This window comes from Micromonospora sp. WMMD708 (assembly GCF_049315245.1).
Classification (GTDB): domain Bacteria; phylum Actinomycetota; class Actinomycetes; order Mycobacteriales; family Micromonosporaceae; genus Micromonospora; species Micromonospora wenchangensis.
Genome location: NZ_CP186060.1, coordinates 2,835,400 through 2,847,928, shown reverse-complemented (window position 1 = coordinate 2,847,928; position 12,529 = coordinate 2,835,400). Strand labels below are relative to the sequence as shown.

Annotated in this window: 12 protein-coding genes and 1 pseudogene; 2 read left to right on the top strand and 11 right to left on the bottom strand. The window is 76.2% G+C overall.

Annotation, left to right across the window (positions count from 1 at the left end):
• Positions 1–5 precede the first annotated feature (5 nt).
• Positions 6–1,541 (bottom strand): ABC transporter substrate-binding protein, encoded by a 1,536-nt coding sequence (locus tag ACN260_RS12490; protein WP_422756119.1) that lies wholly within the window; start codon positions 1,539–1,541, stop codon positions 6–8.
• A 206-nt stretch (positions 1,542–1,747) separates the two neighbouring features.
• Positions 1,748–2,128 carry a hydroxyphenylacetyl-CoA thioesterase PaaI gene (gene paaI / locus ACN260_RS12485; protein ID WP_422756697.1) on the bottom strand — a complete coding sequence of 127 codons (381 nt, stop codon included), beginning with the start codon at positions 2,126–2,128 and terminating at the stop codon, positions 1,748–1,750.
• Between the two features lie 341 nt (positions 2,129–2,469).
• Here paaI and ACN260_RS12480 point away from each other — a divergent pair, with 341 nt between their 5' ends.
• On the top strand, positions 2,470–3,024 hold the full coding sequence (locus ACN260_RS12480; protein WP_422756118.1) for a FluC/FEX family fluoride channel: 555 nt from the start codon (positions 2,470–2,472) through the stop codon (positions 3,022–3,024).
• The gene (gene crcB, locus ACN260_RS12475) at positions 3,021–3,383 is read left to right on the top strand and encodes a fluoride efflux transporter CrcB (protein ID WP_422756117.1); all 363 of its coding nucleotides are present in this window, start codon (positions 3,021–3,023) and stop codon (positions 3,381–3,383) included. The genes ACN260_RS12480 and crcB overlap by 4 nt, the downstream gene beginning before the upstream one ends.
• 126 nt (positions 3,384–3,509) lie before the next feature.
• Here the strand turns inward: crcB and ACN260_RS12470 are convergent.
• The 9 genes and pseudogenes from ACN260_RS12470 to ACN260_RS12430 form a co-directional block, all read right to left on the bottom strand.
• Positions 3,510–4,394, bottom strand: a pseudogene (locus ACN260_RS12470) (sirohydrochlorin chelatase); the annotation flags it as partial.
• Entirely contained in the window at positions 4,391–4,984 is a 594-nt protein-coding gene (locus ACN260_RS12465) for a precorrin-8X methylmutase (protein WP_422756116.1), read from the bottom strand. The pseudogene ACN260_RS12470 and the gene ACN260_RS12465, both read right to left, overlap by 4 nt.
• Positions 4,985–5,030: 46 nt before the next feature.
• Positions 5,031–5,261, bottom strand: coding sequence for a 4Fe-4S binding protein (locus ACN260_RS12460; RefSeq protein WP_422756115.1), 231 nt, complete (start codon positions 5,259–5,261; stop codon positions 5,031–5,033).
• Positions 5,258–7,021, bottom strand: coding sequence for a precorrin-3B C(17)-methyltransferase (cobJ, locus tag ACN260_RS12455; RefSeq protein ID WP_422756114.1), 1,764 nt, complete (start codon positions 7,019–7,021; stop codon positions 5,258–5,260). The genes ACN260_RS12460 and cobJ overlap by 4 nt, the downstream gene beginning before the upstream one ends.
• Positions 7,018–8,355, bottom strand: a complete 1,338-nt coding sequence (gene cbiE, locus ACN260_RS12450) for a precorrin-6y C5,15-methyltransferase (decarboxylating) subunit CbiE (RefSeq protein ID WP_422756113.1) — start codon at positions 8,353–8,355, stop codon at positions 7,018–7,020. Before cbiE ends, cobJ begins: the two co-directional genes overlap by 4 nt.
• Positions 8,352–9,503: a cobalt-precorrin-5B (C(1))-methyltransferase gene (locus ACN260_RS12445; protein WP_422756112.1), complete on the bottom strand. Its 1,152-nt coding sequence runs from the start codon at positions 9,501–9,503 to the stop codon at positions 8,352–8,354. The genes cbiE and ACN260_RS12445 overlap by 4 nt, the downstream gene beginning before the upstream one ends.
• Positions 9,500–10,327, bottom strand: coding sequence for a precorrin-4 C(11)-methyltransferase (gene cobM, locus ACN260_RS12440; RefSeq protein ID WP_422756111.1), 828 nt, complete (start codon positions 10,325–10,327; stop codon positions 9,500–9,502). Before cobM ends, ACN260_RS12445 begins: the two co-directional genes overlap by 4 nt.
• Entirely contained in the window at positions 10,324–11,058 is a 735-nt protein-coding gene (cobI, locus tag ACN260_RS12435) for a precorrin-2 C(20)-methyltransferase (protein WP_422756696.1), read from the bottom strand. The genes cobM and cobI overlap by 4 nt, the downstream gene beginning before the upstream one ends.
• 68 nt (positions 11,059–11,126) lie before the next feature.
• A complete protein-coding gene (locus ACN260_RS12430; protein ID WP_422756695.1) occupies positions 11,127–12,500 on the bottom strand; it encodes a cobyrinate a,c-diamide synthase in 1,374 nt (457 codons plus the stop codon).
• Positions 12,501–12,529: the final 29 nt, after the last annotated feature.

Here is a 12,529-nt window from a genome sequence, read left to right as displayed (position 1 = left end):
CCCCCTCAGCGGTTCAGGGCGACGTCGCGGAACCGGATCGCCCGGTCGGAGCGGACCTGGTAGCCGGTGACCTTCGCCGACCAGCCCTGGACCACGTCCGGGTTGTAGAGGTAGATGTAGCTGGCGTCGTCGACGATCTGCTTCGCGGCCCGCTCGTACGTCTGTTTGCGGACGCCCTCGTCGGTCTGGGTGCGGGCCTGGTCGAGCAGGGTGTCGACGGCGGGGTTGCTGTACCTGTGGAAGTTGAACGTGCCGCCGGTGTGGTGCTGGGCGTAGTAGAACTCGTCCGGGTCGATGTTGCCCAGCCAGCCGAGCAGGAAGGCGTCGAAGTTCCCCTTGCCCTGCTCGTCGAGCCACTGGGCGAAGTCCAGGGTGCGGATCTTCACGGTGATCCCGACGTCCTTCAACTGGGCGGCGATCACCTGGGCGGCGGTGACCGTCTCCGGGTACTCGCTGGTGACCATCAGGTCCATGGTGCGGCCGCTGACGCCGGCCTGGCCGAGCAGTTGCCGGGCCTGCTCCGGGTCGTGCCGGTACGGCGCGTAGTCGTAGTACCAGGAACTGCCCCTGGGGATGGCGGTCTGGTTGGCGGTGGCCTGGCCGAACTTGGCGGCCTTGGTGATCGCCTCCCGGTCCAGGGCGAACGCGACGGCCCGGCGCACGTTGACGTCGTCGTACGGCTTGCGTGCCTCGTTGAGGGCGAGGTACCAGTAGTCGGTGGAGGGGGTGGTGGCGACGGTCAGCGCGCCGTCCTCCTTGAGGGTCGGCACCTGCTGGGGTGGCAGGTTGTCGGTCCACTGCACCTCGCCGCCGCGCAGGTTCTGCCACGCCACCGTCGGGTCCTTGACGAAGGTGAAGGTGACCCCGTCGAGCTTCGGTTTCGGCCCCCAGTAGGCGTCGTTGCGGGTCAGTTTGATGGTGTCGCCGGAGGTGTAGGAGGCGACGGTGAACGGGCCGCTGCCCACCGGCCGGGTCTTGATCGCGCCCGACTCGACGTTGGCCTTCTGGACGATCGCGACGCCCTTGAAGCCGCCGAGGTTGGCCAGCAGGTTGGGGGTGGGCGCGGTCAGCGTGACCACCACCGTGGCCGGGTCGGGCGCGGTCACCGTCTTGACGGTGGCGAACTTGTACGCCGCGTTCAGCTTCTCGTCGATGATCCGCTGGTAGGAGTAGACGACGTCCTGTGCGGTCAGCGGCGACCCGTCGGAGAACCGGGCCCCCTCGCGGAGGGTGAAGGTCCAGGTGAGCTGGTCGCTGCTGGTGGTCCACTTCGTGGCCAGCGCGGGCCCCATCTTCAGGTCGGCGTCCGGCTCGACCAGGGTGTCGTAGACGTTCTCCAGCACCTGGAAGCTGTGGTAGGCCGACGTCTTGTGCGGGTCGAGCTGGTCGGGTTCGCCACCGATGGCGGCGGTGAGCGTGCCGCCGGTCGATCCCCCGGCGGTGGACCCGCCGTTGACGTCGACGCTCTCTCCGGCGCTGCACCCGGCCAGCGCGGTCAGGGCGACGGCGAGCGCCGCTGCGACGATCTTCGATCTGGTCATGGACTCGGTCACCCTTCGTCGCCTGGCAGATCAGAATGGCGAGTCTTCTCCGCCGGGCGGGGCGATGTCAACAAAACCCGACCAAAGTGGTGTTAAATCCTGGAAATCAGTGCAATCGACGACCGTCGCGGGTGGAGGGTGCACAGCGGACCGCTCCCGTACCGGCTCTGTTTCCCGTCCGAGGCCTGTCGAAACCCGGGCCGGGGTCAGTCGTCGGCGGGGCGGGTGAGGGTGCGGCTGCGTCCCCGGAACTCGGCCACCACCTCGCCGTCGCGGGTGACGGTGACGTCGTAGATGCCGCTGCGGCCGTACCTGACGCGTTCGGTGGCGGACGCGGTCAGCAGATCACCCTCGCGGACCGGACGCAGGAAGCTGATCTCGCCGCCGGCCGCGACGGTGGCCGGGCCGTGCGTGTTGCAGGCCAGCGCGAAGGCGGTGTCGGCGAGCAGGAAGACGAACCCGCCGTGGCCGATGCGGTGGCCGTTGACCATCCCGGCGGTCACCCGCATCCGCGCCACCGCCGTACCGCCGCCGGCGTGCACCAGCTCGATGCCGAGCCCCCTCGACGCCACATCGGCGTCGAACATCTCGTGGGCCGCGGTCCGGGGCGGCGGCACCGCAGCGCCGTCGGCCCGCCCGGCGGGGTCCGCTTCGCGGGGGTACGGGCTGCGGTCCGGCACTGTTCCTCCTGACGGTCGGGGCACGCCGACGGTCGGGGCGCACTGACGGTCGTGGCGCGACGACCGGCACCCGGCCGGCCGCACCGCCGACCGTACGCTGCCGATGGTGACCGGCCACGGCACCCGGGCCGGGCTATGCTCACGGACGAGTCGGCGGTGGGGCCCGCCGTCCCGGCCCGACCGGGAGAACCGCGCGGACGCGCCAACGGTCCCTGCCAGTGCCCGGCGATACTGGTGGGGAGGTCCCGATGACGTCACCGTCGTCGCGGCGCGTCGATCCCGACGTCGACCTGCGGGTCCCGGCCGACCGGGGCGAACTGGCCGCGCACCCGGCCGCCGTGCTGGGCGTGGTCGCCGCCGGTGGGGCGCTCGGGGCGCTCGCCCGCGCCGGGGTGCAGGCCGCCCTGCCACACCCCCCGACCGGCTTCCCCTGGTCCACCTTCACGGTCAACGTCACCGGGTGCCTGCTGATCGGGGCGCTGATGGCGGTGCTCGGCCGACGACGGGCCGGCCCGCTGGTCCGGCCGCTGCTCGGGGTGGGCGTGCTCGGCGGGTTCACCACCTTCTCCACGTACGCGATGGACGTCCACCGGGCGCTGGCCGCCGGGGCCGCCGGGACGGCGCTGGCCTACCTGGTCGCCACCCTGGTCGGTGGGCTCGCGGCCGTCGCCGCCGGTGACGCCCTGGCCGGCCTGCTGCTGGACCGCACCGACCGCCACCGGCCCGCCGCCGGCCGGGGCGGGCGCGGGCCCGGCCGGTCCGGCCCGGCGGCGGGGTGGACCGGCCGGCGGGAGGCCCGGTGAGCGTGCTGCTGATCGCGCTCGGTGCGGCCCTGGGCGCGCCGCTGCGCTACCTCACCGACCGGGCCGTGCAGGCCCGCCACCGCTCCCGGTTCCCGTGGGGGACGCTGACCGTCAACGTCGCCGGGTCGCTGCTGCTCGGCGTGGTGACCGGGGTGCCCGCCGGGCCGGCGGTGACCGCGCTGGTCGGCACCGGCTTCTGCGGCGCGCTGACCACCTGGTCCACCTTCGGCTACGAGACGGTCCGGCTGGCGCGGGCCGGTGACCGGCTCCCCGCGCTGGTCAACGTGTTGATCAGCGTGGTCGCCGGGCTGGGCGCGGCGGCGCTCGGCTTCGCGCTGGCCCGCGCGCTGGCCGGCTGACCGCCGGCCCGCTCAGCCGACCGGGGTCGCCGCCTGCCCCGGACCGTGCGCGTGGTCGTGCCCGTGCTGGTGGTGGTCGTGCCCGTGCTGGTGGTGGTCGTGCCCGTGCTGGTGGTGGTCGTGCCCGTGCTGGTGATGGTGGTGGCCGTGCCCGTCGACCGGGTCGTCGGGGTGGTCGTGCGGGGTCTGCGGGCGGCCCACCTTGTCGGCGAAGCCCGGCATCAGCACCCGGTAGGCGCAGGTGTCGCAGTTCATCCGGATGTCCCCGCGCAGCGCCTCGGTGTACCGCTCCAGCACCAGATCGGCCAGGGCGTCACAGTCGCCGATCAGGTCCGCGACCCGGACGTCCAGGTCGGGATGGGCGGCGGCGAACGCCTGCGACTGCGCCACGATCCGGTCCGGCAGCACCCCGGCGAACAGGAAGTACGGGGCGACCACGATCCGCCGGGCGCCGAGCAGGCGCAACCGGTCGAGCACCGCCGGCACCGAGGGCTCGGCCAGCGAGATGAACCCCGGTTCGACCCCGGCGTAGCCGCGCCCCTCCCACAGCAGCCGGGCCACCTTCGCCACCTCGGCGTTGGCGTCCGGGTCGGTCGCGCCCCGCCCGATCAGCGCCACCCAGGTGCCGGCCCGGTCGACCCCGGCCAACGCCGCGTCGATCCGTTCCTCCAGCACGCTGTGCAGCAGCGGATGCGGGCCGAGCGGTCGCCCGTACCGGTAGGTCAGACCGGCGTGGCGCTCCTGCTCGCGGGCCATCGCGGCCGGGATGTCCCCCTTGCCGTGACCGGCGGCCGTGAGCACCAGCGGCAACGCGACGAGCGCCCGGTGACCCTTCGCGACCAGCGCGGTCACCGCGTCGGTCAGCGGCGGGCGGGACAGCTCGATGAACCCGCCCTCGACGTCGCCGACGGCGGCCCCCGCCCGGTCCCGCACCCGGTCGACGAGCGCGGCGAACTGGTCGACCCCGGCCGCGCTGCGCGTGCCGTGCCCGACGATGACCAGTGCGGTCATGTTTCCTCCAGGTAGAGCAGGGCGTTGAGGGCGGCGGCGGCGACCGCCGAGCCACCCTTCTCGCCGATGTTGGACACGGCGGGCAGGCCACTGGCCCGCAACGCCGCCTTGGACTCGGCGGCCCCGACGAAGCCCACCGGCAACCCGACCACCAACGCCGGGTCGGCTTCCAGCCCGATCAGTTCGACGAGCGCGGTCGGCGCGCAGCCGACCACCCAGACCGCCCCCGGGCCGACCCGGTCGGCGGCGATCCGCACGGCCGCCGCCGACCGGGTCAGGCCGGTCTGTCGGGCCAGCGCGGCGGCGGCCGGGTCGGCGACCGGGCAGACGATCTCCCGCCCGGCGCCGGTGATCCCGGCGGCCACCATCGCCACGTCGGTCACGATCGGTGCCCCGGCGCGCAGCGCGGCCGACCCGCCGGCCAACGCCGCCTCGTCGCAGACCAGGTCGGTGACGTAGTCGAGGTCGGCGCTGGCGTGCACCACCCGCTCGACGACCGCCCGGGTCAGCGGCGGCAGGCCGCCCAGGTCGACCCGGTCCCGCAGGATCCGGTACGACTCCTGTTCGATGGGGTGGACGACCCGGCTCACCGCCCACCTCCCGGGGTGGGCCGGCGGCGGGCCGGGTGGATGCTGGTCATGGTGCTCCTCGACGGTCGGTGGTGACCCGGATCGCGTCCACCGGGCAGATCTCCAGGCACTCCAGGCAGCCGGTGCAGCGGTCGACGCGGACGGTCAGGCCGCCGGGCACCGGGCGGATCGCGTGGGTGGGGCAGGTCAGCAGGCAGGCTCCGCAGCCCTGGCAGGCGTCGATCACCACCGGCGGCGGCACCCCGACCGGGGTGGGCACCGGCACGGCGGGCGTCATCCGCGCCACCGGTAGCCCCGGGGGGTGACCATCCGGCCACCGACCAGCCGGGTCTGCGAGCTGCCCACCACCACCAGCCCGTACATGTCGACCACGGTCGGGTCGAAGGTGGCCAGGGTGGCCAGGTGGACCTGCTCGTCGGGACGGCTGGCGTTGCGGACCACCCCGACCGGGGTCTGCGGCGGGCGGTGCGCGGCGAACGTCGCCAGCACCGCGCCGAGCTGCCAGTCCCGGGCCCGGCTACGCGGGTTGTAGAGCAGCGCCACCAGGTCCGCCTCGGCGGCGGCGGCGACCCGCCGTTCGATCACCGCCCACGGGGTGTGCAGGTCGGACAGGCTCAGGTAGACGTGGTCGTGGCCGATCGGCGCACCGAGCAGGGCGGCAGCGGCCAGCGCGGCGGTCACCCCGGGCACCCCGACCACGTCGATCCGCTCGTCGGCGTACTCCAGGGCGGGGCTGGCCATCGCGTACACCCCGGCGTCGCCGGAACCGACCAGCGCGACGGCATGCCCGGCGGTGGCTTCGGCGACGGCGCTACGGGCCCGTTCCTCCTCCGCGCCGAGCCCGCTGGCGAGCACCCGGGTGCCCGGTCGCAGCAGGTCACGGACCTGGTCGACGTACTGGTCGAGGCCGACGACCACGGCGGCCCGGCGCAACTCGGCCACGGCGCGCGGGGTACGCAGGTCGGCCGCGCCGGGACCCAGGCCGACGATCGCCAGCCGGCCGCGCGGGGCGTGCCGGGCGACCGCGACGGTGGCCATCGCCGAGGCGGTCTTGGGCACCAGCAGGGTGCCGCCGTCGCGCAACGCCGCCGCCTCGGCGACGCTGGGCGTGCCGACGGCGGCCCGGACCACCTCGCTGGGGTGCGGCACGTCCACCGCCGAAAGCTCCGCCGCCGGCCAGGTCCGCAGCGGTACGCCGAGCGCGTCGGCGGTGGCCCGGATGCCCTCCTCGTCGGCCTTCACGTCGACGCTGGCCAGGCAGCGCAGGCTGGCCGGGCTCAACCCGGCGTCGGCGAGCGCCCGACGCAGTAGCGCGTCGACCTCGGCGGCGGGCACCCCCCGGCTGGAGCCGACCCCGGCGACCAGGGACGGGGGTCGCAGCACGACGGTCCGGTCGTCGACCGGCACCACCCGGTCGGTGACCAGCACCCGGTACCCACCGTCCGGGTCGGACCCGGCGGGCGGGTGTCCCCCGGTGGGCGGTTCACGGTGGACGTTGGGCGGCAGGGCGGGCAGCGGCCACACCGCGTCGGCGACCAGCCGGACCGGTTCACCGTCGAGGATCGCCCGGGACACCGCGGCCACCGCACCCTCGACCGGCCAGCCGAGGGTGTCCAGGCCGGGCAGGTCGACCGCGTCGGTGGCGGTGGTGACCACCGGCCGGGCGTCGAGCAGCGCGGCCACCTCGGCGGCGAGCGTGTTCGCGCCCCCCGCGTGCCCGCCGAGCAGGGCCACGGCGTGCCGGGCGGCCTCGTCGACCACCACCACCGCCGGATCGGTGCGCTTGTCGCCGAGCAGCGGCGCCACCACCCGGACCACCGCACCGGTGGCCAGGAACGCCACCACCGCGTCGCACGTCGTCCACGCGGTCCGCAGCGCGTCGGCGACCCCGTCGGCCTCGACCAGCCGGGCGTGCGGCCAGGCGGCGGCCAGGGTCCGGGCGTGCCGGCGGCCGGCGGCGGTGGCCGCGACGAGCCCGACCCGGTGCGGGCCGGTGTCGGGCGTGTCCCGGTGCCGGTGTGGTGCGGTGCTGGTCACGGACGCTCCCCGGTGAGGACGACCACCGGGTTGGTGGCCGCGAGTCGGACGGACCCGCCGGGCAGATCGGCGAGGCGGGCGGCGGCGAGTTGGCTGCCGGTCACCGTGTAGCCGGCGGCGCGCAGCAGGTGCACGGCCGGGGCCACCCGGTCCAGGGCGGCGAGGGTGACCACCACCCGGTCGGGACGGCGGTCGGCGACGGCGGCCAGCACGTCGGTCCCGCCACCGCCGACGAAGACGGCGTCCGGATCGGGCAGCCCGGCCAGGGCGGCCGGCGCGGCACCGGTCACCACCCGGACGTCGACGCCGTGCCGGGCGGCGTTGCCGGCCACCGGTGCCGTCGGGTCCCGTTCCACGGCGATCACCGCCGCGCCGAGCAGCGCACACTCGATGCCCACCGATCCGCTGCCCGCGCCGACGTCCCAGACCAGCCGACCGAGCCGGGGCCGCAACCGGGCGACGGCCAGCGCCCGCACCTCGGCCTTGGTGATCATCGAGTCCCGGTGCCGGTACGCGGACTCGGGCAGCGCCCAGCCCCCGGCGGGCGCGGCGGCCGGCTGGTTGTCGCGGCGCACCGGCCCGACAGTGCCACCGCACCCGGCCGCACCACCCGCACCGGCGGGCGTCGCACCGGGATCGTCGGCCGCACCGGCAGGCGTCGTACCGGCGTCGTCGGCCGCAGCGGCGAGGCTGAGCACGACGTGCGGGTCGGCCCAGCGGCGGCCGGCGGCCTGCTCCGGGGTGACCCGGGTGACCCGCTCGGCGGGGGTACCGAGGTGCTCGGCCACCAGCAGGTGGCGGGACCAGCCGGCCAGCCCGACCCCGAGCTCGGCGGCCCCGGCGTCCGGCGCGGTCAGCACGGCGACGGCGGGCAGTGCCCGGCAGGCATTCAGCGCGGGGCCCACCTGCCGGCCGTGGGCGGTCACCACCACCGCACCGTCCCAGTCGAGTCCGGCGCGGGCGAACGCGGCGGCCACGCTGGACACCGCCGGCAGCACCCGCACCGGCAGCGCGGCGGCGCGCAGCCGGCGTACCACGCCGAACAGGCCGGGGTCGCCGCTGGCCAGCACCACGGCCGCAACCCCGGCGGCGTGCGCGGCGGCGAGCCGGTCCAGCGCCGGGGCGAGCGGGCCGAGGGTGACGGTGTCGACGCCGGCCGGCACCGGCACGGCGGCCAGGTGCCGGGCCGCCCCGACGACCAGCCCGGCCCCGGCCAGGACGGCGAGCGCCGGTGGCGGCAGCGGCCGGCCGGCCGCGTCCATCCCCAGCACCACGACCGGATCCGGCACCCCGACGACCGGGGCCGGGCCGGGGAGCGGCTCCGGTCGCGTCACGCCGGCCACCGGCCCGAGGAGGCGACCAGGTGGTCGCCGGTGAAGTCGACCATCGCCACGTCGACCGTGAGCGTCGGCCCGGCGAAGCGGCGCAGCACCTGGCGGACCCGGTCGCAGAGCAGGTCACCGGCGGGACGCAGCAACCCGGCCGCCTCCCACAGCTCGTAGGCGTGCCGGCCGGTGTTGGCCGCCGTCACCGCCGCCACCAGGTCGGCGTCGCCACCGGCCTCGGCGGTCACCGCACCGAGCAGCGACAGGTCCACCTTCGACCGGGTGTAGTGGGTCATCAGGATGCCGGCGGCGAGTTTCGCCAGCTTGCCGGCCATCCCGACGAAGACCACCCCGGTCATCGCGTCGCCGACGGCGGCGGTGACGGCCGCGCCGGTGAAGTCGCCGACCTCGACGAAACACACCTCCGGCAGCTCCGGCAGCAACGCGCGGGCGGCCTTCTCGGTGCGCCCGCCGGTGCACAGCACCACGGTCCGCTGCCCCTGGGCGGCCATCACGTGCACCGCCTGCACCACGCTGGCCCGCCAGGAGGCGGTGGAGAACGGCCGGACGACGCCGGTGGTGCCGAGGATGGAGATGCCGCCGACGATGCCGAGCCGCCGGTTGGTGGTCTTGCGGGCCATCACCTCGCCACCCGGCACGCTGATCACCACCCGCACCCCCACCTCGGTCAGGTCGACCACCTCGGCGACGGCCTGGCCGATCATCCGGCGGGGGGTGTCGTTGATGGCCGGTCCGCCGACGGCGAGGCCGAGCCCGGGGCGGGTGACGGTGCCGACGCCGACCCCACCGGCGAGTTCCAGGCCGGGGACCGGCCGCCAACCGACGGTCGCGGTGAGGTGCGCGCCGTGGGTGACGTCCGGGTCGTCCCCGGCGTCCTTGACCACCACCGCCTCGGCCGTCGGTTCGGGCCGGGCGGTCAGGTCGCAGCGGGCCACCGGGAAGGTCACCCGCCGCCCGGCGGGCAGCCCGATCTCCACCTCCCCCGGGGGTACGCCGGTGACCAGGGCGGTCACCGCCGCCTTCGCCGCCGCCGTCGCGCACGCGCCGGTGGTCCAGCCGGTACGCAACGCCACCGGCCGGACCTTCGCGGTACGCGGCAGGTCCGGCTCGCGCAGCGGCGGCTCGGCGTACGTCACGGGGTAACGTCCTCCACGGCGGCCCGGGACCGGCGCAGCTCGGCGCGGGCGGCCGGCTCGGCCCGCCGGAAGGTGTGGAAGTGCCCGGGGTGGTAGAGGTGCGACCGGGTGCCGGTGGCGGCGAGCGCCGGCCCGACCAGGAACAGGGTGTGCTTCCACAGCCGGTGTTCCCTGACGGTGGCCGCCAGCTCGCCGAGGGCGCACCGCACCACCAGTTCGTCCGGCCAGGTCGCCTGGTAGGCCACCACCACCGGCGTGTCGGCCGGGTAGCCGCCGGCGAGCAGTTCGGTCTGGGCCTGCCCGGCGCGGGCGGCGGACAGGAACAGCGCCATGGTGGTGCCGTGCCGGGCGAATTCGCGGACCCGCTCCCCCGCCGGCATCGGCGTCTTGCCGCCCTCCAGCCGGGTGAGGATCACCGACTGGGCCACCTCGGGGATGGTCAGTTCCCGGCCGACTATGGCGGCGACGGCGGTGAACGAGGACACCCCGGGGACGATCTCCACGGCCAGGTCGAGGGCCCGGCACAGGTCGAGCTGCTCCTGCACGGCACCCCACAGCGCCGGGTCGCCGGAGTGGATGCGGGCCACGGTGAGCCCGTCGGCGGCGGCCCGCCGGTACAGCGGCAGCACCCCCTCGATGGGCAGCTGCGACGAGTCGACGATCGCGGCGTCGGGCCGGGCGTGGGCCAGCACGTCCGCGTGCACCAGGCTGGCCGCCCAGATCACCACGTCGGCGTCGGCGATCACCCGGGCGGCACGCAGGGTGAGCAGGTCGGCGGCACCGGGACCGGCCCCCACGAACCACACCTTTCCGGTGGACGTCACAGTTTTCCTCCCCGCCGGTCCCGACGGGCCGGGACCAGCAGCGTCGACAGGTAGGGCAGCTCGTCGTCCGGGCCGACCGGCCCGATCCGTTCGTCGGGCAGGCCGAGGCCGCAGCCGAGCACCGCGTCGTCGAGCCGGTCGTGGCGGCGCAGCTCGTCGACGAGTTCCCGGTGCCGCCGCCAGCCCTTGTAGACCACCACGGTGCCGGGCCCGGCGAGGGCGTCGGCGACCGGCGTCGGGCCGGCGGTGGCCGGCAGCAGGGTCAGCGGCTCCCGCCCCTGGCACAGCGGGACGCCGCTGCGGGCGGCCAGCTCCTGCATGGCGGTGACGCCGGGCACGGTGCGCAGCCGTACCGCCGGCCGCAGCGCGCGGACCCCGTCGGCCAGGTAGGTGAAGGTGGAGTAGACGTTGGGGTCGCCGATGGTGGCGAACGCGACCGAGCGGGCCCCGGCGTCGAAGGCGTCGACGACGGCGCGGGCGGCGGCGTCCCAGGCGGCTTCCCGGCGCGCGGTCACCCCGCCCCGGTCCTCGAGGGCGAACGGCAGCCGGCGCAGCCGGTCCGCCGGCACGTGCGCGCGGACCGTCGTCTCGGCCCGGCCGGGGGGCGTCGCCGGGTCCGCCGCCAGCCGGTCCAGCACCGGTACGACCACCAGGTCGGCCTCGACCAGCACCCGCACCGCCCTGAGGGTGAGCAGTTCCGGGTCCCCCGGCCCGACCCCCACCCCGGTCAGCGTCGGGGGTTCCGTCGGCGTGGCCCGGCCGGCGTCGGCGTCGGGCGGGTGGTCCGCCCCGGTGCCGGTCACCGGGCCGCCGCCTCGACCAGCCGGCGGGCGGCCCGGGGGTGACCCGCCCAGTGGGTGTGCAGGTAGGAGGCGTGCACCTGACCGGTGACGAAACCGTGGTCGGCACCGTCCCACCGCCAGGCGGGCCGGTCGCCGTGGCCGGGGTCGGTGACGGTGCGGTGGAACTCGTGGCCGCGTACCCGCTCACCGGTGGCGTGGACCGGGGAGTCGGTGGCGGCGACCGCGTCGCGGTAGCCGAGGGTGAGCCGGCCGGACATCCGGGCGTGGTGGTCGAGCCGCCCGCACATCGGCGCCCCGTCCAGGGAACGGCCGAGGTAGAGCAGCCCGGCGCACTCGGCGACCACCGGCCCGGCGAAGCCGGCCAGCTCGGCGCGGAGCCCGGTGTTGTCGCTCAACGCCTCGACGTGCACCTCGGGGAATCCGCCGCCGATGACCACGGCCCGGGTGCCGGTGGGCAGGGCCGGGTCACGCAGCGGGTCGAACGGGGCCACGGTCGCGCCGGCGGCGGTGAGCAGTTCGGCCGTCTCGGCGTACGAGAAGGTGAAGGCGGCACCGGCGGCGACCGCGACGACCGGCCGGTCCCCGCCGGCCGGGCCCCCGACGGCGGTGCCCGGATCCCAGGCGTCCACGGTCAACGGCGGGGCGCTGCGCGCCAGGTCGAGCACGGCGTCGAGGTCGACGGTGGCCTCGACCAGCCCGGCGAGCGCGTCGACGACGGCCAGTGACTCCGGTGCCCGTTCGGCGACCGGCACCAGCCCCAGGTGGCGGGCCGGCGCGGCCACCTCGACGGCCCGGGTCACCGCCCCCAGCACCGGTACGCCCACCTCGGCGAGCGCGTCGCGCAGCAGGGTCTCGTGCCGGGGCGAGCCGACCCGGTTGAGGATCACCCCGCCGACGCGTACGGCCGGGTCGAAGGCGCGCATGCCGAGCACCAGCGCGGCGGCCGAGCGGCCCTGCGCGGTGGTGTCCAGCACCAGCAGCACCGGCGCGTCGACCAGCGTGGCGACGTGCGCGGTGGAGGCGAAGCCGCCCCGGCCGACCGCGCCGTCGTGCAGCCCCATCACCCCCTCGACCACGGCGACGTCGGCGGGGGTGGGGACGCTCGCGCCGTGCCGCAGCAGCGGGGCGACCAGGTCCTCGCCGACCAGCCACGGGTCGAGGTTGCGACCGGGCCGGCCGGCGGCGAGCGCGTGGTAGCCGGGGTCGATGTAGTCGGGGCCGACCTTGTGCGGGCTGACCGTGAGGCCCCGGCGGCGCAGCGCGGCGAGCAGCCCGGTGGCGACCGTGGTCTTGCCGTGTCCGCTGGCCGGTGCGGCGACCACCAGCCGGGACAGCGCCCACGGGCCGGTCGGCGCGCCGGACGGCGGCACGCCCGGGTGGCCGGCCGGCGCGTTGCCCG